Source organism: Blautia wexlerae DSM 19850, from assembly GCF_025148125.1.
Lineage (GTDB): Bacteria > Bacillota > Clostridia > Lachnospirales > Lachnospiraceae > Blautia_A > Blautia_A wexlerae.
In genome coordinates, this window is sequence record NZ_CP102267.1 from 2,094,877 (window position 1) to 2,116,105 (window position 21,229).

Annotated in this window: 25 protein-coding genes, 1 pseudogene and 1 riboswitch; of the genes and pseudogenes, 15 read left to right on the forward strand and 11 right to left on the reverse strand. The window is 35.7% G+C overall.

Annotated features, from left to right (window positions below; translation table 11 throughout):
- Positions 1-4 precede the first annotated feature (4 nt).
- Positions 5-712, forward strand: a complete 708-nt coding sequence (gene srtB, locus NQ550_RS09725; protein ID WP_025577381.1) for a class B sortase — start codon at positions 5-7, stop codon at positions 710-712.
- Positions 713-970: 258 nt separating this feature from the next.
- On the opposite strand, the gene NQ550_RS09730 is transcribed toward srtB, so the two are convergent.
- The 9 genes and pseudogenes from NQ550_RS09730 to NQ550_RS09765 all read right to left on the reverse strand — a co-directional run bounded on the left by NQ550_RS09730 (position 971) and on the right by NQ550_RS09765 (position 8,859).
- The gene (locus NQ550_RS09730) at positions 971-1,684 is read right to left on the reverse strand and encodes an ABC transporter permease (RefSeq protein ID WP_025577383.1); all 714 of its coding nucleotides are present in this window, start codon (positions 1,682-1,684) and stop codon (positions 971-973) included.
- Positions 1,685-1,686: 2 nt separating this feature from the next.
- Complete coding sequence (locus NQ550_RS09735; RefSeq protein ID WP_025577385.1) at positions 1,687-2,496, reverse strand: ABC transporter ATP-binding protein; 810 nt, start codon at positions 2,494-2,496, stop codon at positions 1,687-1,689.
- A complete protein-coding gene (locus NQ550_RS09740) occupies positions 2,493-3,293 on the reverse strand; it encodes a MerR family transcriptional regulator (protein ID WP_025577386.1) in 801 nt (266 codons plus the stop codon). Before NQ550_RS09740 ends, NQ550_RS09735 begins: the two co-directional genes overlap by 4 nt.
- Positions 3,294-3,516: 223 nt before the next feature.
- The gene (locus NQ550_RS09745) at positions 3,517-3,915 is read right to left on the reverse strand and encodes a helix-turn-helix domain-containing protein (RefSeq protein ID WP_025577388.1); all 399 of its coding nucleotides are present in this window, start codon (positions 3,913-3,915) and stop codon (positions 3,517-3,519) included.
- Between the two features lie 183 nt (positions 3,916-4,098).
- A pseudogene (locus NQ550_RS23070) lies at positions 4,099-4,212 on the reverse strand (YdcP family protein); the annotation flags it as partial.
- A 188-nt stretch (positions 4,213-4,400) separates the two neighbouring features.
- A complete protein-coding gene (locus NQ550_RS09750) occupies positions 4,401-5,408 on the reverse strand; it encodes a sensor histidine kinase (protein ID WP_025577390.1) in 1,008 nt (335 codons plus the stop codon).
- The gene (locus tag NQ550_RS09755) at positions 5,405-6,064 is read right to left on the reverse strand and encodes a response regulator transcription factor (RefSeq protein ID WP_025577391.1); all 660 of its coding nucleotides are present in this window, start codon (positions 6,062-6,064) and stop codon (positions 5,405-5,407) included. The genes NQ550_RS09750 and NQ550_RS09755 overlap by 4 nt, the downstream gene beginning before the upstream one ends.
- Before the next feature lie 58 nt (positions 6,065-6,122).
- Positions 6,123-8,099 carry an ABC transporter permease gene (locus tag NQ550_RS09760; RefSeq protein WP_025577392.1) on the reverse strand — a complete coding sequence of 659 codons (1,977 nt, stop codon included), beginning with the start codon at positions 8,097-8,099 and terminating at the stop codon, positions 6,123-6,125.
- On the reverse strand, positions 8,089-8,859 hold the full coding sequence (locus NQ550_RS09765; protein ID WP_025577393.1) for an ABC transporter ATP-binding protein: 771 nt from the start codon (positions 8,857-8,859) through the stop codon (positions 8,089-8,091). Before NQ550_RS09765 ends, NQ550_RS09760 begins: the two co-directional genes overlap by 11 nt.
- A gap of 246 nt (positions 8,860-9,105) precedes the next feature.
- Positions 9,106-9,205, forward strand: a riboswitch (TPP riboswitch).
- A gap of 222 nt (positions 9,206-9,427) precedes the next feature.
- On the opposite strand from NQ550_RS09765, the gene NQ550_RS09770 reads away from it, so the two are divergent.
- Genes NQ550_RS09770 through NQ550_RS09790 form a run of 5 tightly spaced genes read left to right on the forward strand, consistent with a single transcriptional unit; the run spans position 9,428 to position 12,689 of the window.
- Positions 9,428-10,102, forward strand: a complete 675-nt coding sequence (locus tag NQ550_RS09770; protein WP_025577395.1) for a TenA family protein — start codon at positions 9,428-9,430, stop codon at positions 10,100-10,102.
- Positions 10,099-10,902, forward strand: coding sequence for a bifunctional hydroxymethylpyrimidine kinase/phosphomethylpyrimidine kinase (gene thiD, locus NQ550_RS09775; protein WP_025577396.1), 804 nt, complete (start codon positions 10,099-10,101; stop codon positions 10,900-10,902). The genes NQ550_RS09770 and thiD overlap by 4 nt, the downstream gene beginning before the upstream one ends.
- Positions 10,903-10,913: 11 nt before the next feature.
- A complete protein-coding gene (thiE, locus tag NQ550_RS09780) occupies positions 10,914-11,555 on the forward strand; it encodes a thiamine phosphate synthase (RefSeq protein ID WP_025577398.1) in 642 nt (213 codons plus the stop codon).
- Positions 11,545-12,201, forward strand: a complete 657-nt coding sequence (locus tag NQ550_RS09785) for an HAD family hydrolase (protein WP_025577400.1) — start codon at positions 11,545-11,547, stop codon at positions 12,199-12,201. Before thiE ends, NQ550_RS09785 begins: the two co-directional genes overlap by 11 nt.
- Positions 12,202-12,203: 2 nt before the next feature.
- Positions 12,204-12,689: an NUDIX hydrolase gene (locus tag NQ550_RS09790; RefSeq protein WP_025577401.1), complete on the forward strand. Its 486-nt coding sequence runs from the start codon at positions 12,204-12,206 to the stop codon at positions 12,687-12,689.
- A gap of 51 nt (positions 12,690-12,740) precedes the next feature.
- Here the strand turns inward: NQ550_RS09790 and NQ550_RS09795 are convergent, their stop codons facing one another.
- Both NQ550_RS09795 and NQ550_RS09800 read right to left on the reverse strand, forming a co-directional pair.
- Positions 12,741-13,247, reverse strand: a complete 507-nt coding sequence (locus tag NQ550_RS09795) for a GNAT family N-acetyltransferase (protein ID WP_025577403.1) — start codon at positions 13,245-13,247, stop codon at positions 12,741-12,743.
- Between the two features lie 174 nt (positions 13,248-13,421).
- Positions 13,422-13,940, reverse strand: coding sequence for a nitroreductase family protein (locus NQ550_RS09800; protein WP_025577405.1), 519 nt, complete (start codon positions 13,938-13,940; stop codon positions 13,422-13,424).
- A 153-nt stretch (positions 13,941-14,093) separates the two neighbouring features.
- Between NQ550_RS09800 and NQ550_RS09805 the strand changes: the two genes are divergently transcribed.
- From NQ550_RS09805 to NQ550_RS09845, 9 genes are all read left to right on the forward strand, one after another.
- Complete coding sequence (locus NQ550_RS09805) at positions 14,094-14,477, forward strand: winged helix-turn-helix transcriptional regulator (RefSeq protein ID WP_025577406.1); 384 nt, start codon at positions 14,094-14,096, stop codon at positions 14,475-14,477.
- Complete coding sequence (locus NQ550_RS09810) at positions 14,474-15,142, forward strand: response regulator transcription factor (protein WP_025577408.1); 669 nt, start codon at positions 14,474-14,476, stop codon at positions 15,140-15,142. Before NQ550_RS09805 ends, NQ550_RS09810 begins: the two co-directional genes overlap by 4 nt.
- 57 nt (positions 15,143-15,199) lie before the next feature.
- A complete protein-coding gene (locus NQ550_RS09815) occupies positions 15,200-16,117 on the forward strand; it encodes an ABC transporter ATP-binding protein (RefSeq protein ID WP_025577409.1) in 918 nt (305 codons plus the stop codon).
- Complete coding sequence (locus NQ550_RS09820) at positions 16,110-16,931, forward strand: ABC transporter permease (protein ID WP_025577411.1); 822 nt, start codon at positions 16,110-16,112, stop codon at positions 16,929-16,931. The genes NQ550_RS09815 and NQ550_RS09820 overlap by 8 nt, the downstream gene beginning before the upstream one ends.
- Positions 16,932-16,957: 26 nt before the next feature.
- Positions 16,958-17,827: a sensor histidine kinase gene (locus tag NQ550_RS09825; RefSeq protein WP_025577412.1), complete on the forward strand. Its 870-nt coding sequence runs from the start codon at positions 16,958-16,960 to the stop codon at positions 17,825-17,827.
- 369 nt (positions 17,828-18,196) lie between these two features.
- On the forward strand, positions 18,197-18,820 hold the full coding sequence (locus NQ550_RS09830) for an alpha/beta fold hydrolase (protein ID WP_025577414.1): 624 nt from the start codon (positions 18,197-18,199) through the stop codon (positions 18,818-18,820).
- A gap of 71 nt (positions 18,821-18,891) precedes the next feature.
- Positions 18,892-19,311 (forward strand): nuclear transport factor 2 family protein, encoded by a 420-nt coding sequence (locus tag NQ550_RS09835; protein ID WP_025577416.1) that lies wholly within the window; start codon positions 18,892-18,894, stop codon positions 19,309-19,311.
- A 201-nt stretch (positions 19,312-19,512) separates the two neighbouring features.
- Entirely contained in the window at positions 19,513-20,202 is a 690-nt protein-coding gene (locus NQ550_RS09840) for a response regulator transcription factor (protein WP_025577418.1), read from the forward strand.
- Positions 20,199-21,227 carry a sensor histidine kinase gene (locus tag NQ550_RS09845; protein WP_025577420.1) on the forward strand — a complete coding sequence of 343 codons (1,029 nt, stop codon included), beginning with the start codon at positions 20,199-20,201 and terminating at the stop codon, positions 21,225-21,227. Before NQ550_RS09840 ends, NQ550_RS09845 begins: the two co-directional genes overlap by 4 nt.
- Positions 21,228-21,229: the final 2 nt, after the last annotated feature.

Sequence of the window (21,229 nt, forward strand, 5' to 3'; positions counted from 1 at the left end):
AGAGATGCGTCATATAGGAGAAAAGATGATTTTACTGCTCTGTATTGCAGTCTTTGGAATTGCAGCTGTAAAACTGATAGATATAGGGAAAGAATATTATGATGGACAGAAAGAATATAAAGAACTGAAGGCGTACATAAAAGAAGTTCCTGTATGTCAGCCGGAAAAAATGACAGGAGATGAACCGGAAAAGGAAACAGGGAAGGAAATTGATTTTGAAGGACTTCGTAAAATCAATGAGGATCTAGTTGCCTGGATACAGATTCCAGGGATTGGGGTGGATTATCCTGTGGTACAGGGAGAAGATAACGAGTATTACCTGTATCACACTTTTCAAAAAGAAAACAATAAGGCAGGAAGTATCTTTCTGGATTATAGAAACCATGATGATTTTACAGATCGGCGCGTGATCTTATACGGTCATAATATGAAAGACGGCAGCATGTTCAGTAATCTGAAGCAGTATCAGGATTCTGTGTTCCGGAAGAACTCAGATTCTGCATATCTGTATCTACCTGAAAAAACCTTGCATTTGGAGATAACAGCGTGTGAAAAAGTGTCCATGCGGGATGATATATATGCTTTGGAAGACGATGTGTCTTGCGACTGGCCAGAGGAAATCATATTGTCTACCTGTAGTTCTTCTTCAGATATGAGATTGATTTTAAGATGCAAAGTAACAAAGATACAGCATTTAACGAATATAAAATAGGAATAGCTTTTTAGATAAGGCTATGTTTAAAGAGAATATCTTTCAATGTTCAAATGTTATAATCCCAAATAAGAGCAAATACTTTTCATTTTCATAATAGAATTTTCTTCCTTACGCCTGTTACAGTATCAGGGCAAGGTCTGCAGAAAGGGGACATCACTTTTTTACTGTCGTTCCTTGATTATTCACCAGTAAAGCCAAAGAGCCAGTCAACGGTGGACATACTTTGCTTACCGTTGACTGGCTCGGCTGGGTTTGCTATTTATCAATTCTTCGTAACAGAATACTACACATAACAGTAGCTAAAACAAAAATCAAGAGCAGTGGCAAAAGGCTTTCAAACTTAAAAACATTTTCTGTCATTAGTTTATATCCCCATGTAGCTGGAAATAGTTTTCCTATTGTTTCAAACGCTTTCGGAAGCAGTTCCATCGGAAACATAATTCCAGAAAGCATGATTGACGGTAAAAAAACAATAATAGAAAACATAGAGGTTTTTGCTTGGTCTTTTACTGCCAGACCGATTATACTGGCAATACTAAGTGATACTGCAATAAAAATAGCAAGACTGATGAAGTACATACTCGGATTTTCTGGTATTTCAGCATTGAAGACCAGTGGCGCAGCAATATATAAAATAATGCTCATAATGAACAAATGAATATACGCTGAAATGTTGGTTAGGGCAAGACCGAGATATAATGGAACACCATTTGCTTTATAGACCTTTTTTATATCACTGCTATAAATTTCAACAAGAGATGGGGGCAGACCAACCAATGATCCCATTGTTACACCAAATACAGTCATTGACTGAATAAGCGTATATCTCGCTTCTGGCATAACTGACGTAAATATGCCGCCCATGATTGCAAAGAATAGAAGCGGAACGATATAGCAGGTTATCAGTAATGTTTTGCTCCGTATATCTAATTTCCATTGTAAGGAAATTCCATATAGAAATGTTCCCATTGTTACGCCCCCTTTGCAATTTTTATAAAGTGTTGTTCCAGTGAACCGCGGTCTATCTGAATATCTACTATGGTTTCTCCTTTTTCTTTATACTGCATAAGCAATGCAAGTAAAGAATCCCCGATATTTTCAGATTCATATTTTTTCATTCCGTTTTCAGTTTGGATGGTGATATTATAATGTTTTCCGATTGTTTTACCTAACTGTTCGACAGTCCCAATAAAGGCAATTTTGCCGCCAGAAAGAATAGCAATCCGGTCACATAAATTTTCCACTTCCGTCATGTCGTGGCTTGCTAATATAATTGTTTTTCCGATTGCTTTTAACTGGCGGATTTGCTCATGTAAGGATAAGCGCCCTTCAACATCAAGTCCTGCGGTTGGCTCATCAAGAAACAGAATATCTGGATTTCGTGTTAAAGCAAGTGCTAAATGAAGCCGCCGTTTTTGTCCTGTTGATAATTGATAATATTGTTTTTTTGCAAATTCATAAATACCGAGAGCCTCAAGTGTTTCTTTATCAAGAGATGTCTTATTCCATTTAGCAAACAGCTTGACAGCCTCCAGTGGTTTAATATGTTCCGGTAAAGAAGCTGACTGTAATTGAATACCCATGATTCCATTTATTGTAATGCTTCCGCTGTCATATTTTCGTAAACCCTCAATACATTCAAGCGATGTGGTTTTTCCTGCGCCATTTACGCCGAGCAGAGCAAAAATTTCTCCTTGTTGTACGCAGAAATCTAAACCATTCAGCACAACGTGAGTTCCATAACTCTTGGATAAATTGCTGATTTTTATAGCTTCATTCATTCTGTTTCCTCCTGAAATGGGTCAACGCCTAAATGTGAAAAATAGAAATCCAATGCCTGCCCAATATATATGTTGGCAAATTCCTGCTTTTCTTTCCATTCATGGTCTGTATTTTGAAATTGCCCTAATTCAATAAGTTTGGGAAGCATACTCATATCTCCACCCGTAAAATCTGTTATCATATCCCAATAGGCTTTTGCAAAAGTTTGTCCCTCATCACTGTCTGCGGGAACACCTGCATTTTGAAGCCTTATTGCTTCGTCTTGAAGCTGCATGAAAGTGTTCATAAAAACCAGTCCGCTATCTTTATCAAAACGGCTGCGAATATGGTCAAGCGTTTGGTCGTCAAAATGTTTAATCAACCAATAGAAATCATTTTTCATCTGCAAATTAACAATAATATCCGCATATTTTTTGAAATCAACTGATTGCATTTGAAGGACTTCTTCCCGCAACAATTCCAATTCCCTTAACGATTCAGACAGACTTTCTATTTTTTGCTTGACAGCAGCTGCTTGTTCCATTAGGACATCAGCAATTTCATCTGGCGTATCAAGTGGAATCAGTCGGTTTTTTATGTCGCCCAAAGAAAATCCTAAATGTTTGAGGGATAAAATCTGATGAAGCTTTACTATGTCTTTATCTGTATATAACCTACGTCCCCCTTCACTTACGGAAGATGGGGAAAGCAAGCCCTCTCTATCGTAATGTTGTAATGTTCGTACAGTAGTGTTCATTTTTTTTGCGACTTCGCCAACAGTCATATAACCTTGTGGTATAGCTTTATGTTTATTCATATAACACCTCCTGCTTTATAGTATATCTTATTACGCTACGTCACAAGCAAGTGTTTTTGCAAAGATTTAATAAAAAATACGGAAGAGAGGGGTGCTGTTTATCAAATGATAGTGGCTCTAATACGGTGTCCTTTGTTCCAAATCATTCTCATAAATCAATCACTCTTTTCTGGGTATGAAAAAAGCAGTCAATCCTAAGACTAACTACTTTAAAAAAGAAATACTAACAATAGAAACCATAATAAAATATGAATATAACAAGTATCATAATAAATGGAGCAATTATCAACAACCAATATGAAATATGTTTTTTCTTTTCAGCTTCATATTGTATATTTTGAAATCCATTCTCTGATAATTCTTTATTTAACATTTGCATATCGATATTTTTACTTGAATAACTATCTACATTATCTATCGTTTCAATTTGATCTTTCAATAAATAATCTGTTGTAACATTAAAGTAATTACTCAATGCAATTATCTTATCCATGTCTGGAACACTCTGAGAACTTTCCCATTTAGAAACAGATTGACGAGATACATTTAAGGCATTAGCTAAAGTTTCTTGAGAAATTCCTTTCTTTTTTCTTTGTAATAGTATTTTCTCTGATATATTCATGTAAATTGCCCCTTTCTTTTATTTAGCTATATTCTACCAAACAGTATAGTTGCAATTCTACATATTGCACATGGTAATTTGTCAACTAATGGTTGCAAAAGCTTTTTTTGAAGATATTTGTGCCTTGTATTCGAATTATATCATTACCATATATCCACTACAATGAAAATTTAGTCAGTAAACCTATTTTTTCGCCTGTCTCTGCGGTGTAGGGTTCTGTGGATTGCCTGCGTTCTGGTTGCCTTTATTCTTCAACACAATATCCTCTGCCTTAACATACCAGTCCACGTCTGCACCCCTATCAAAAGAGTGAAAAGTGTAGTGTTTCTTCCGATGTTGAGAATAAAGATAACATTTCTAAGATCAATGTTGGTGATACGGTTAAAGTAACAAGGGTGCTACATCTGAGAAGTGATGAGGATACTTCTCAAATGTAACACCCAAAAGTTTTCTAATTCGTTAGAAGAAGAGGGTAATTTGAAAAATTAGTTTGAAAAATTATGGACTGTTCCTTTTGGAAAAGTAAGTGTTAGTTTTGTATATTCCTTTTCTTCTGACGCAATATTTAGTTTTAATCCTAAGCGGTTACATAGCTTTTTTGATAGATAGAGTCCCATACCCGTTGCATTTGTTTTGGTTCTGTTTGAACCGGTAAAGCCTTTTTCAAATACTCTGGATAGGTCAGATTCCTTTATTCCACAGCCGTTATCTTCAATCACAAGCAGTATATTTGTACCGTTATCCTGACTGTAGATGGTTAGTCTGTTTTCTTGCTTGTCAAAATACTTAATTGAATTTTGCACGATTTGAGACAGAATGAACATCAGCCATTTTTCATCCGTATAAATAATATGGTCTATATCATGGATACTGATGATCGCCTTATTTTCCATAAGGGAACGACGGAATTTCAAAATTACATAATGTATTACGTCTTCTAAATGCAGCTGTTTGATAAAAAAATCTTTTTCTGTATTTCCGCTTCGCGCATAATAGAGCATTTGTTCCACTAATTGAAAGATCTTGTCAGTTTCCTTTTTGAGTGTATAATTTTTCGTGTTGTCAAAGGTCAGTGATAAAGCTCCTATAGGAATCTTGATTTCATGGGCGAAACATTCTACATATTCTTGATATTCTTGTTTTTCTTCTGTAATTTTACTGATTTCATCATTCATGGATTTACATGCTTTTTTCAGTGCATAATAATAAGCTTTATTTTGAAATCCTTTTGGTTTGGGTAAAACATCTGCAATATAATATGTTTCTTCTAGTCCGTCAGTTAAGTTTATAATATGTTGTGAAGCCTTGCGGTTCTTTCGGTACAAGTACCATTGAAAGAGTCCTTGCATGCTGATGAAAAGAATTGCAAGCATCACAACAAATCTAATATCTACATCATAGAAGAGTAAAAGAAGCACGACAAAAGCAAGAAAGAAAAGCTGAAACAATATCTCTGTTATTTTTTCTTCGAATATAAATGTAAAAAAGTTCACAGTTTCCAACCCTTTCCCCGGATATTTTCCAATAGGTGAACAATACCGATTTCTTTCATTTTCTTTTTTAGACGTGTCATATTAACCAATAATATATTTTCATCCAAATAATATTTATCGTTCCACAGTTTGTCCAATAATTCCTCTTTACTAATGATTTTATCTTCGTTCATAAAGAAGTAGTATAAAATACGAAATTCATTTCTTGTCAGTTCTATACTTTTCTCTTGATATTTTAAGATGGATAAATGTAAATCAAGGGTACAATCCTTTTTTACAAGCTCACGAAAATTATTTGGATTTGATAATTGTAATGCTCGCTTGATCTTCTCCAGAAGAATTAGTGTATCATACGGCTTTGTGATAAAATCAATTCCACCTGCCTGGATACTTTTTAATTCGTCAGCATTTGTATCTCTGCTTGTTACAAAAATAATTGGTATGGGCATAATCTGCTTGATCTTTTTGCATACTTCATATCCATTTTCATAGGGTAGGTTAATATCAAGCAGAACCAATTGGGCAGAATACTGCTTTAATTCCTCAGTCAGATTTTCAAAGTCAGTTAATAAGACTGTTTCATATCCTTGTGTGTGCAATAATTTAGAAAGCTCCAGACGAGTGATTTCATCATCTTCAATAATTGCGATTCGCATTTTAACACCCCCTAGACTTATTATTATAATGAAAATACGTTGGGAGAGCCAGAAAAATCTAACTCTCCTCACTAATATTTCTCTTGAAGCCTATATAAGTTGCAATCCAGTAAATTCCATAGATCAGGAAGAAAACTGCTAAATTAGCTACGAAATAGAACAAATACATGAAATTGCTTTCTAAAAGAGCTTGAAAGATATTATTCATTGAAGCTAACATAACGAAGCTGGAAATAACAGAGAAAACTACCGGGATGCCAAATAATACGAATAATTGTTTTCTGATTGTTTTAAATAATGACGTATCATTTACACCTAATTTCTGCAACGTTTGATAACGATATTTATATTTTGTAGCATCACTCAATGATTGAATGGCAAGAATTGTACCAACCGCGGATACCAGAATAAAAGCAATATATAAGCAGATACTAGCCATCATTGCAGTCATAGCGTTTTGCTCTTCTATTACAGTACCTCTTACTTTCACTCTATAATATTCAACATTTTCTTCACCATCTTCCGTTATATTTCCCAGTAAATGTGCTAATTTTTTTTCTATTTTTTTCTCTAACTGTGGTGTCGTTTCTTCTTTCGTGTCAATGATTAAATGCTGTTCAGATATCTCTAAATTTTGAACATATTCATCGGGAACGATTACAACGAATCTTCCCATTGTAGTCATTGTAGACCAGAAAGATTGTGTTTCGAATCCTTTTAAATGTAAGTCTTTTCCAGCAAATTGAATGGTTTGTATCGCCTCATTACCTTCAATCTTATGAACCAATTGATTGCGCGTTACAATACAATATTCATCATCCTTTAATTCCATGGTATCCATATTGCGTAATTTCAGCAATTTATTGTAATCACTCAATTTCATTACCGGATCATGTTCATAGAATTCTGGATTATAATAATCCTGTATCTGATGCTGAGGTTCTTTATAGATAGGATATTCAATGGTTTCCTTGATTGTATAATCTTCATCAACAACTTGGATATATTCATTGAAATCTTCAAAAGGTTGTTCAAAATCAACTACGTCTACATCATAAGGAGCATTTTCTTCAATGCTTGATCGATAGACGCCTTTATTGATACTGGAAAAATTCAAACACAGTAAAGAAAGTAATATTAACATCGAAAGCGTTCCAAATGTAAAACTCATTGTTCTTGCCTTAGATGCAAAGGTTCTTATGACAAAGAGATTATCTTTTTTATATTTTACTTTTTTACTTTTTAGTAAAATGGCTAACATGATGTCTGCAAAAGTTGCTGAAATCCCATAGATACTGATGATAAGCATAGCAACAGCAGTTATTAAATAGGTAAGCGTTTCCTGTTGACCGAATGTATCTACATTACAACGTGAGTGCCAAAGAAGAAGAGAAGCAATACCTAGAATAACACTTAAAACAAAGATAATATTTCGTTTTTTATTGCTACGGAACATTTTCTTTTCATTCTGCTTATCAAAATAAAGAAAATCGTGTACTGTCATTTTGTTTATTTTTCTTAAAAGATTAAGTAAAACCAAAAGATAAATCACTAAGAAGTAAATTGCCAGTAGCCCTATAGAAACAGGATCCAAAGAGATAAAAAGCACTTTTGGAATGTCTAACAGTTTCACAATTATCAAGGATACAAACTGACTAAACAAAAAGCCGATAGGGATAGATAGGGCAAGCGCCACAAAACCTATTAGTATGTTTTCTATTACAAGCAACCGGGCTACTTTCTTCTTCTTGATTCCAAGGAGCATATATGTTCCAAACTCCTTGCTGCGCTTTTCAAACATGAATTTTGTCGTATAGTTGATTAAAAAGCATACAACAAATATAATGATAATGTTCACAAACGTCAAAACGTTTTTAAAAGTGCCCATACTGGACGATAGCTTTACAACTTCGTCAGAACCTGCCACCAAATTATATGCAAGTATCAGTGAGAATGAAATAGTGATGGTTATCAGATAAATAAAATAATCTTTCACATTTCTTTTTGTATTTCTAACCGCTAATTTACCTAACATTTCCCACTTCACCTCCGAGCAAGGTTAATATATCCAGTATTTCATTGAAGAAATCTTTTCTGCTTTTTTCTCCTCTGAAAATCTCATTGAATATTTTGCCATCTTTCAAAAACAAAATACGATTACAAAAAGACGCACTAAACGGGTCATGGGTAACCATTAAAATCGTTGCCTGCATTTTCTTATTGATGTCAGACATAGTTTCCAATAACAATCTGGAAGATTTTGAATCCAGAGCTCCCGTTGGTTCATCGGCTAAAATTAGTTTTGGTTTATTGATCAAAGCCCTTGCACAAGCACAACGCTGTTTTTGCCCACCGGAAACTTCATACGGGAATTTTGATAAAATCTCTCGAATCCCCAATTTGTCCGCAATGGCATGAACTCTTTTCCTAATACCAGCAGGATCCTGTTTGTTAATAATCAATGACAAAGATATGTTTTCTTCAATCGTCAAGGTATCTAAAAGGTTGAAATCCTGAAAAATAAATCCCAGATTTTCACGCCTGAAATCAGCAAAATCCTTATTCTTGATTTTTGTAATATCCTGATTATTAACTGTAATGTGCCCGCTGGTTACGGTATCAATTGTTGAGATACAGTTTAGAAGAGTTGTTTTTCCAGATCCGCTTGCGCCCATGATCGCTACAAATTCACCTTTATCTACATACATAGAAATGCCGTCTACCGCTTTTGTGATGTTTCCGGTATTACTCCCATAGTATTTTTTTACCTGTTCTAAATTTAAAATGTGTTCCATTGAAATCGCTCCTTTCTGCCTGTCACATGTATTAGTTTTGGAATACACTTAAATTATAACAAGAGAAGGATTCAATTACACTTACAGTTTTGAAAGTAAACGGATAACAAAAGAGCCGCAATCATGCTGGTCACAATTCTGTGACTATATTATAAAAGTATATGTGAATACATTGCGACAAAGCAAATTGAAAGTCTATTCAAAGTAGATTGTATGGTTGACTTTTGTAATAACTTTTAGTAGAATATTTTTTAGCAGGGGGACTACCTTGTAGTTGAGAAGGTTAAAACCTGACCCTTTGAACCTGTTGGCTAATACCAACGCAGGGAGCTAAAGAATACAGATTCGTATTTTTTGGACATTCTCTGTTTTGGGAATGTCCTTTTTAATTGAATAAGATATGATATGTGTTTGCGAGGGAACTGAACAAGTTGAAAAAGGTAAGACCTGACCTCTGGACCTGTCGGCTAATACCGGCGTAGGGAAGCAATTTCTTACGCTCGTATTGCGTCTGAAAGAGCTTCTAATTGTTTTAGAGGCTCTATTTTTTATTTTAGGAGGAACAAACATGGCATTTATGAAAGACATCTTAACCCACAACATCCCCATTTGGGAAGAATGTGCAGCTACCCCATTTGTGCAGGAAGTGCAAACCGGAAAGCTACCTCTTGAAAAATTCAAGAGATATATGATTCAGGATAGTATCTATCTGAAAAACTATGCCCGCATATACGGAAAGGCAATTTTTCATGCTGCTACATTAAGAGAAATTCAGCTTTACTACTCCATGCTGAACTTTGTAAATGATACGGAATCGGAAGTGCGGCTGGATTATCTAAAGCAATTTTGCATAACAGATGATGATATTGAACTGATCGCCCCTTTGCCTGAAAATCAAAATTACATTGATTTCATGTTTGAGATTGCGTCACATGGAAAGAATGAAGAAATTTTAATGGCGGTTCTTCCCTGTATGTTGAGTTACAGCTATATATTCCGCAAACTGGCGTCTGTCCCCATAAGCAGAGAATCAAGATATTGGGACTTTATCAAAGATTATGCCGATGAACAATATGCAGAAAGTTGCAAAGAATGGTCTGCTTTTGCAGAGCATAAATGTGCTGGGTTATCAGAAGCAAATAAAAAGTATCTGGCTGATATTTTTGAAAAAGCAAGTTTGTTAGAGCTTGCTTTTTGGAAGATGGCCTATCGGAACGAGAGAATGGAGGAAAATGCAAAATGAAAAAAGTATTGTCCATTGCCGGATCAGATTGCAGCGGAGGTGCAGGTATTCAGGCTGATTTGAAAACTTTTTCTGCTCACGGCGTATTTGGAATGAGTGTTATTGTTTCTGTTGTTGCAGAGAACACCAGCCGCGTTATCGACATCCAAGATATTACCCCGGATATGATTGAAAAACAGATTGACGCCGTATTTGAAGATATTGAAGTGGACGCAGTAAAAATCGGTATGCTTTCTACACCAGAATGTATGAAAGCGGTGGCAAAGAAACTATTACAATATAAGCCCCAAAATGTTGTAATCGACCCGGTTATGTATGCCAAAAATGGCTGCCCATTGATGAATCCTACGGCGGTTTCCACCTTGATAGACACAATAATTCCACTTGCCGATGTACTTACTCCGAATATTCCAGAGGCAGGGAAAATAGCGGATATGCAGATTTCCACAGTTTCAGATATGGAGGCTGCCGCAAGAAAAATATATGCCATGGGTTGTAAGGCGATTGTTGTCAAGGGTGGACATCATATAGGAAATGCTGTTGATGTCCTATTTGATGGAGAAAATTTCTACCATTTTGAAACATCCCGCATTGATACGAAAAATACTCATGGGACAGGCTGTACCTTTTCTTCTGCAATCGCTTCCCAGCTTGCAAAGGGAAAAAGTGTTCCGCTTGCAGTCGAATCGGCAAAGGCTTATGTCACAATGGCAATCGAACACTCTCTTGCGATTGGGAAAGGCTGTGGCCCGACGCACCATTTCTACGAATTGTATCAGCATGGTTTATCTAAAGAATAGGCAGGTGCAAAATGAACTTTGATTATACACTTTATCTTGTTACTGATCGTCAACTAATGAGCTGCGATAGCCTGACAGAAGCGGTGGAACAGGCAATTTTAGGAGGCTGCACAATGATACAACTCCGAGAAAAAGAATTGTCCTCATTAGAATTTTACAATCAGGCTGTTGCCGTGAAACTGGTTACGGATAAATACCATATTCCCCTTATCATAAACGACCGGATAGATATTGCAATGGCTGTGCAGGCTACGGGGGTACATATTGGACAGCATGATTTACCTTCGGCTGCCGTCCGCAAAGTAATTGGGGAAAATATGCTGTTGGGAGTATCCGCATCTTCCATTGCAGAAGCAATACAGGCACAACAGGATGGTGCAGATTATTTGGGAGTTGGCGCAATGTTCCCTACTGGAACTAAAACCGACGCTGATTCTGTATCAATGGAAGAATTACAGATAATCCGCGCAGCCGTTTCTTTGCCGATAGTTGTTATTGGCGGTATCAATAAGGGAAATGCAGGGCGTTTCAAGCCCATGGGAATTGACGGGCTGGCTGTTGTATCTGCCATCATAGCGCAGTCTGATATAAAAGCTGCTGCTGCGGAACTGAAAGATTTATTTTGCGGAAAGGAAAAGAAAAATGGATTTTAATGCGGCAATCTTTGATTTAGATGGAACAATTCTGGATTCAATGGATGTATGGGAGCATATAGATATTCAGTTTTTGAAAAAGAGAAATCTTCCCGTCCCGGAAAATTATGTAACTGAAATATGTGCAAGGAGTTTTGAGGAAGCCGCACAATATACCATTGATCTTTTTGGATTGCAGGAAACGGTAGAGGGAATTATTGAGGAATGGAATAATATGGCGGTCGAGGAATACAGCAACCATGTCGGTCTGCTGCCCCATGCCCTTGATTATCTTCTGCGCTTAAAAGAACATGGAATAAAACTTGCAGTTGCTACGGGGTTGCCGGAAAAGCTCTATATGCCATGCTTAAAGAACAATTCGATTTTAGAATTATTTGACGCCCTATGTTCAACAGATGAGGTGCAGCGGGGAAAAGAATATTCGGATGTCTTTGAATTGGCTGCAAAAAAATTAGGGGTCTCACCTGAACACTGCATTGTGTTTGATGATGTACTTCCGGCAATCAAAAGTGCAAAGGAAGCTCATATGTTAGCAGGTGGAATTTATGATAAGTATTCCGCAGATCAGCGTTCAGAGATAGAACAGATTGCTGATATTTACTTATTTGATTTTCGGCAAGCACCTATCCCGCAAAAAAAGGTGTGAAAATGGAAAAATGGGATTTATATAATGCAAAACGTGAAAAGGCAGGAATAGTAGTGTGTCGTGGAGAAACCATACCCAAAGGGCTGTATCATTTATCTGTGAGTGCATGGATTGTCAATCAGCAGGGGCAGTATCTTTTATCACAGCGACATCCGAAAAAGCAATATCCTCTTTGCTGGGAATGTACGGGTGGTTCTGTACTTTTCGGGGAAAACAGTTTACAGGGAGCCGTCCGGGAGGTAAAAGAAGAGTTAGGAATATCGCTTACTCCCGGAAATGAAAAATTGATTTATCAGATCAGACGAGAAAATGTACAGGATTTTTACGATGTTTGGCTATTTCATAAGGATATTAAGATTGAAGAAATGCACTTACAGGAAACAGAAGTTGTAGATGTTCAATGGGTAAGTCCAGATAAGTTATTTGAAATGTTTTGTCTGAAACAACTGCACCCTTTACTTACCTATGTGGAGGAACTAATAGGCTGAGTAAAACCGGGCGTAGGAGCTTTGGAAGCCTCTGCGTCCGGCTTTTCTTTTTTATAAAATTTTTGCCATATAAAATTCATTAACAAAGGAGCCGTTGACGAACATTGATTTCTTTCTTGTTCCCTCAATCTTAAAGCCACTTTTTTCATACAAGTGTCTTGCTGTTTCATTGTGACATTCAACAGTAAGTTCCAGTCTCTTAATCCCATTTTCCGTTGCCCAACAATTCAGCTTTTCAAAAAAAGATGTGCCGATTCCTTTACCTCTATAATCTTTCAAAATGCCTACTACAATATATGCTGTATGACGAATCCGATTAAACTTTCCTCGTTCTGCCCGAATATATCCAACAATTTTTTGATTGTCTATTGCCACTTGTAAAAAATCATTTCCCAAAATCACATTATTTTCAATATCATTTTTTAATTCTTGAACATTTGTAATCTGCATTCTCTCATTTGGTTCATACATCATATAATCCGTTTCAGCGTCCAAATTGTTCAATAACTCCCAAAAATCATCAATTTGATTTAATTCCAGAGTTCTATAATAAAGCATAAGTACACCTCGATTCAAATTTACTCAATTATAGCATTACACGAAATTAGTGTATATGCAAAAATTATTTAGCCAGGACAAAGACTTGAAAAGTTGTCTTTATCCTAGCGTTTTTTATGATCATTTTCCCGATACTTTACATACACTTTCTGAAAAATTAAAATTGCAAGTTTTTTACAGATAGTCGTAGGAAACCAATTCTTTCATAGAAATACGGGTAGTAACGTGACGTTCTGAGTCTGCCGGGGATTCTTTTCCATACCCGATGACTAATATATTGACTGGTTCCAAATTATCTGGCAGTTGAAATTCTTTTTTGATTACATCTGGTTTAAAAAAGCATACCCATACGGTTCCCAACCCTAACTCTGTTGCCTGAAGCATCATATGGTCTGTTAAAATGGATGCATCAATATCTCCAGTTTGTTTCCGGTCAAAAGGACGTACCCACGCTTTGTTGTGATCTGCACAGACAATGATTGCTAACGGAGCATTATAGATATTTGCTGCCATGCTTATTTTTGCGAGTGCTTCATCGCTTTGGGCTACAATTAGATGAATCGGTTGAAGGTTGGCTGCTGTCGGAGCAACATGGGCAGCCTCCAGAATTTTATTTAATTTTTCCGGCTCTACTTTCTGATCCGTATAGCTACGGACAGAGAATCGTTTCTTTGCAGTTTCAAGTAATTCCATAATTTTAAATTCCTCTTTCTTTATATATTTGGGAGATTATCAAATCAACCATTGACTATATTGTAACACCACCAGTATAATCTACAAGAATGTACTTTCCGGGAAGATAGTTCCCAAAAGGAAAGTGCCTGGATCTGAAAGGAGAGAACTATTATGCAGCGGCCACAAGAACCATTTAATTGTCCTGTAGAAGCGACATTATCTTTGATAGGTGGGAAATATAAACCGCTTATTCTTTGGCATTTAATGGATACCCCGCTTCATTATATGGAATTGCAACGACTTATTCCAAAAGCAACGGCTAAAATGCTTTCACAGCAGCTTCGTGATTTGGAAAACGATGGGATGGTATTAAGAGAAGTTATTCCTGAAAAACCGCCTAAAACAATCTATTCTTTAACATCTTTTGGAAAAAGTATCATTCCTGTATTGGAAGCAATGTGCAGTTGGGGAGAGGGGTATTTGGAGAGCTTAGATATACAGAACTCTTGTGCCTCATCCAAGCAACAATGCTCATTAGGAGATGAAACAGTATGAATAAAATCATTATTATTGAAGATGATATAGCCATTTGCAATATGATTAAAAAATTCTTGGAAAATAACAAATATAGTGTTCAATATGCTTTAAATGGTATAGAAGGAATACATTTATGCAAATCTTTTGTTCCGGACTTGATAATACTTGACATTATGTTGCCAGGGCTGAATGGGGATGATGTATTACAGAAATTGCGAAAATTCACAAACGCTCCTGTTATTGTTGTATCAGCAAAAACAATGGTTCAGACAAAAATAGAATTATTAAAAATGGGTGCAGATGACTATATGACAAAACCGTTCGATTTGTATGAGCTTCTTGCACGTATTGAGGCAAATTTAAAACGGACTGTCGATAATCCTTATCAAAATAATAATACTTTGGTATACAAAGATATAAAGATCAATAACTCTTTGGTTTATATAAACGGAGTATTAGTACCATTTACATCAACAGAATTGAGCATTTTAAAATTGCTACTGCAATATCCTCAGAAAATATTTTCAAAACAAAATTTATATGAATCTATTTGGAATGAACCTTATGCTTATGATGACGATACAATCAATACCCATATTAGTCATATTCGTAAGAAAATTAAATCAATTACAAATGAAGATTATATACAAACTATTTGGGGGATTGGATATAAAATGAAATAATCTTTAGATTTTCTTTAGAGTTATCATATATAGTGGCATGGAAAGGAGTTGTTTAGGATGACAAAATTTATATGCGAAACAAAAAACCTGAGCAAAAAATATAAAGATTTCTATGCTTTAAAAAATGTAAACTTAACTATTCCAAAAGGCGAAATATATGGACTTGTGGGTGAAAATGGAGCAGGAAAAACAACGCTAATCAGATTATTGACAGGTCTTAATTTTAAAAGTGAAGGAGAAATTATTCTATTTGGGCATAATGATAATCTTCAATATGAACGATCAAAAATCGGGTGTACGATTGAAATGCCGGCACTATATAAAGATATGACTGCTTCACAAAATTTGGAAGTGCAAAGAATACAGAGAGGTATTCCGAATAAAAACTGCATTGCTGATACTTTAGAATTGATTGGCTTATCGAACGCAGGTAAAAAAAGAGTAGCGAATTTTTCATTAGGGATGAAACAACGGCTTGCACTGGGCGTTGCATTATTAGGTGAGCCAGAATTTTTAATATTGGATGAACCTGTCAACGGACTTGATCCTACGGGAATTATCGAATTAAGGGGACTTCTTAAAAAATTAGTGAAAGAACGAGAAACCACCATTTTAATATCCAGCCATATATTAAGCGAATTGCATCAGCTCGCCACTTGTTATGGCTTTCTTCATAAGGGAGAGCTTTTGAAACAAATTTCTGCTCAAAAATTGAATGAAGAATGTAAACGGCATATTTGTTTGAAAACAGATAATATACAGAAAACCACTCTCATATTAGAGCAAAAAGCTAATATTAAAAACTATTCCGTTTATCCAGACAATTCTATTCGGATTTATGATTGTTTAGATAATGTAAGAATGATTTCCAAATTACTAACCGACAATGAAATCATCATTGATGAAATCTCTGTTCAGGGAGAAGATTTGGAAACATACTTTGAAAATCTAATAGGGGGTAGAAAAAATGTATAATCAAATACGGGCAGAATTTTATAAATTATTTCATACAAAGGCGCTATATCTAACATTTGCATTGATTTTAGCTGTTTTTGGGATCTTTTCCATAGGAGGTCAGCAACAATTTGTAGCATCTAGTTCCAGCGTAGATGAAACATGGAAGATAGGAGAAACCGTAGGATTTCTTGCTCGTGCATATAGTGATCAGGTACATCCAATGATTGAAGAAATTATAAGGACTGCCACGTCTTATACGGTATTTTTCTGGCTGATTGTTCTTATATTTTCTGTTGTTTTCTTTTCCAGAGAATATACAGATTCAACGATTAAAATTGCGATTGCAAGTGGACAAAGCCGACTAAAATTCTTTATTGCAAAGTATATCGTGATTACGGTTACTAGCATCATTTTATATTTTTCATTTATTATGGTTGCCTTTATAATTGAATGTACAAAATACAATGTTCCGATACAATTACTTCCAATGTTGAAAATTGCAGGGCTAAATTGCATGGTTATGGGAGCCTTTATCGGTATTACACTCATGCTGTGTGTGATATTTAAGCATACAGCTATTGTGGTAGGAACTATGTCGTTATTTACTTTTAGCGGACCTCTTATTTATATGATGACATGGGATAATATGTCTGCTCAATCGTGGAGAGTTCTAACGTACTTAAAAATCAATCCGATGTATTATTGGATGAATACGTGTTCTTATAATATGATAAATCATTTAGAAATCAATATCTTACTTTATTTTGTAGGAACTGTAATTATTACATTCCTGGTGTCAGCATTGATATTGAGAAAACAAGAAATACGCTAAATACAACAGAAAGGGGAAATGCGGATATGCTCTATTTTTTATTGATTTGTTTTATATTCATATTAGCATGTTCCCTTTTTTCTATTACTAGAACAATTCGCAATATAAATAAGCAGATAAAGGAAAAACGAAAAATAAGAGTATCTTTATCAAATAGAGATATTGAGGAGTTAGCTTATGCGATCAATCAAAAAGATACCCTGCATAAGAAACTGCAAGTTCAAATTAGGCAAGAAGAAGAACAGTTAAAGCAATCTATATCTAATATAAGCCATGATCTAAGAACCCCATTAACATCTATACAGGGTTATCTTACACTTTTACAAGAATGTGAAGATAAACAGGAGCAAGACCAATATATTGAAATCATTAAAGCAAAAACAGATTATCTCACAGATCTGGTGCAAGAATTTTATGATTTATCTGTGGTAGAAAATGAGCAGTTTGATGTTGAATGTGAGAAGGTTGATATAAATAGAATTGTTACAGATTGCTTAATTGAAAAGTATTATGAATTTGGGGAAATCCAGCCGATTATTCAAACAGAAAAATCTCCGGTGTGGATATATGGCAATAATCTTGTCTGTAAACGTATTATCGAAAATTTAATTACAAATGCAATCCGTTATGCTGATAACTATATTGAAGTATCCATTAACCAGGAAGGCGTGTTCATGATTAAAAATTCAACGCAATCCCTTGATGAGATGGATATAAATTTATTATTCAGCAAGTTTTATACCGCTGATAAGTCACGCACCAAAGGTGGTTCCGGTTTGGGATTGTATATTGTAAAAGAATTACTGAAAAAAATCAATGGTAAAATTGAAAATGTCTGTTACAAAGAAAATATTTTGCTTATTGAAATCCGATTTTCCATGTATAGTAATTCTTAATTTTATTTGATAGACAGGAAAATATAGTATAAGTGATGCGATGGGTGAAGTGTAGACAGAATGATGTAAAAAATGTAGAAGCGTAACATCATATAAAAGGGTTATTGCATTTCTCACATTTTTTGCATAGAATGTAATTAGAAAGGCTATGCATCAGCGGTAGGGTGCCACCTAAAATCTGATACGTTTTCCGAACGAAGGTGTCGGAGGTTGTCAGGCAACGGAAAAACCTGTTATTTTCCAGACGTAGGTGCGGGAGGTTGGCAGACAACGGAAAAAGCAACCATGAGAAGGGAATGTTTAGTGCTGCGGCATGGACAGTCCATTTTCTAAATCTTACAAGATTAAAATTGAAAGAGGAAAAATTAAATGAAATACATATTTTTGCATGGACTTGGACAAGTGCCTTCAGATTGGGAAACTACAATTAAGAGATTAGATTTGGGGGTGGATGTTGACTGTCCTAATTTATCTGATTGGCTTTCAGGAAAAGAAGCTAGCTATTTGAATTTATATCATGCACTGGAGAGTTATTGTGAACAGCAAGAAGGACCTCTGCATTTATGCGGTCTTTCATTGGGGGGAATCCTTACTTTACATTATGCATTGGAACATGCAGAGAAAGTAGCCTCTCTGGTATTAATTGGTACGCAATATATCATGCCGAAGCGGTTATTGAAATTTCAGAATATGATATTTCACCTTATGCCAAACAGGAGTTTTCGCAAAATGGGATTTGGAAAAAAAGATTTTATCAGTCTATCCAAATCCATGATGGATTTAGATTTTCAAAAAGATTTAGAAAAAATAAATTGCAGGGTACTTGTGTTATGTGGCGAAAAGGATAAGGTAAATATGTCTGCTACCATAGAATTGAAACAGCAGATCAATCATGCAGAATTAAAGATTATTCCTCACGCCGGTCATGAAATAAATAAAGATAATCCGGTTGAATTAAGAAAGATTCTCAGTAATTTTTATAGATGTGAATGATGTTAAATTGAAACAGGCGGATAAGAATGTAGAGGTTCAGTAATGAATTTGACGTTGGAGGTATTCTATATATGGATGAGAGAGAAAAAATGATCCGATTATGGTTTTCCATGTGGCTGGAAAAGAAGGATTTGGGAATTGATGATATTTTTGCAGAAAACGTGATTTATACAGAAAGTTGGGGACCATGTTATCGCAATCGTGAAATAGTAAAACATTGGTTTCAGGAATGGAATACGAGAGGAAGCGTGATTGCATGGGATATTAAACAGTTTTTTCACAAAGAAAATCAGACAGTAGTAGAATGGTATTTTAAAAATGTGATGGATAATGGAGATATAGAAGAATTTGATGGAATCTCTTTAATTGAATGGACGTTAGAGAATAAAATCCAATCCTTGAAGGAATTTGGTTGTAATCTTCATAACTATAATCCGTACCAAAGGAGTGATATGCCTCAATTTAGAGAAGAAAAAATTAATTGGTTCTAAATTTTAAGCAAGCGGTATAAAGTGATCTTAGTAAGTGATGAGAAGGTGTGTGGTGACATGCATCTTCTTTTTTGCGTTACAAAAGATTTTAAGATTTCAAAAAGAAAATCATAATTTTTTCGATATGTAACATTTCTAGGACATTTCTGTTGTAAAATAAGAATTAAAACTATAGCAAAATTGTCGTAAAGGATGAAAAGAATGAAACAAATTTTAATTGTAGAAGATGATGAACTTTTGAATAAAATGTTAGTTTACAACTTACAGTCAGAATCCTATGGGATTGTTTCTGTGGAAACGGTAAAAGAAGCCATGGAAGTACTAAAAAGCCAGCAGTTTGATTTGGTCCTATTGGATATTAACCTTCCGGATGGAAATGGATATGCGATTGCAAAAACAATCCGGGAAAAATATTGTGATACCATTGTAATTTTTCTGACTGCTAATGATAGGGAAAGTGATGAGATCCGGGGATATGAACTTGGAGCAGTAGATTATATTACAAAACCTTTTTCAATCAATTTTCTACAGAGAAAAGTAGAAAATGTACTGCGTATGATGCGGCATCATGTATCTATACAGGATGTCTTTGATGATGGCAGGCTGTTTTTAAATTTTGCAGAGCAGACGGCTATGCTAAACGGGAAACCATTAACCTTATCTACCTTGGAATTTCGGATGCTGAACCTGTTCTGCCAGAACCGCAATCGTGTATTAACAAGAAAGCAGTTGTTGGAAAAAATATGGGACTGCACAGAGAATTATGTGGACGAGCATACGTTGACGACAACGTTAAGCCGCATCCGGGGAAAGATTGAAACAAATGGAACAGTATATATCAAAACGGTGTATGGCATGGGATACAAATGGACCGGAGGTGAACCAGCATGATAGGAAAGAAAATCTCTGTAAAAAAGATGTTTTTTTGGCTGACTTCTGGAATGGCACTTTCAATGACAGCAATCATATTGGTCTCATTCTTTCTGACAAAACATATCGTAGTGTTATGGGTTGGTCTGGCATTAATAGTCTGTGCAACACTGTGGATGCTTTTTATGGTACAACTGTTGGGGATGAGATTGTCAAATTTTACTTCTGAATTGTGCCAGATCCTTGACGACATGATGAACCGTAGTCAAGAGCCTGAAAATGTATCAGACAGGGAGACGATTTTTGCCCGTATCCATCATCGTCTGGTGCGTCTGTATAATATCCTGCAGGAAAGTAACCGGAAGGTAGAAGCAGAAAGGCAGGAATTACAGTCCTTGGTGTCAGATATTTCCCATCAGGTCAGGACTCCGGTAAGCAACATGAAAATGATTGTAGATACACTTTTGACAAAATCCCTGGAAGAACAGGAGCGGAATGAGTTTCTTAAAAGTGTAAGAGGCCAGATCAATAAGCTGGATTTTTTAATACAGGCATTAGTCAAAACCTCCCGTTTGGAAACCGGGGTGATTCAATTAGAAAAAGAAGATCATTTCATATATGATACTTTAGCGCAAGCTATGAGTGGAATCTTATATTCTGCAGAACAAAAAAAGATCCATGTATCAGTGGAATGTCCGGAGGATGTGAGTGTGTCCCATGACAGTAAGTGGACAGAAGAAGCGATTTTTAATCTGTTGGACAATGCGGTAAAATATACCCCGACAGGAGGAAGCATCCATGTGTCTGTAGCGCAATGGGAAATGTATGTGGAGATAAAAGTATCCGATACCGGAAAAGGAATTTCAGAGAGCAATCAGGCATCTATTTTCAAGAGGTTTTACCGGGAAGAAGAGATTCATAATCAGCCGGGTGTTGGGATCGGTCTTTATCTGACCAGGGAAATTGTGACACAGCAGGGCGGCTACGTTACGGTGGAATCACAGGTTGGAAAGGGGTCAGCATTTTCTATTTTTCTGCCGAGATAAAG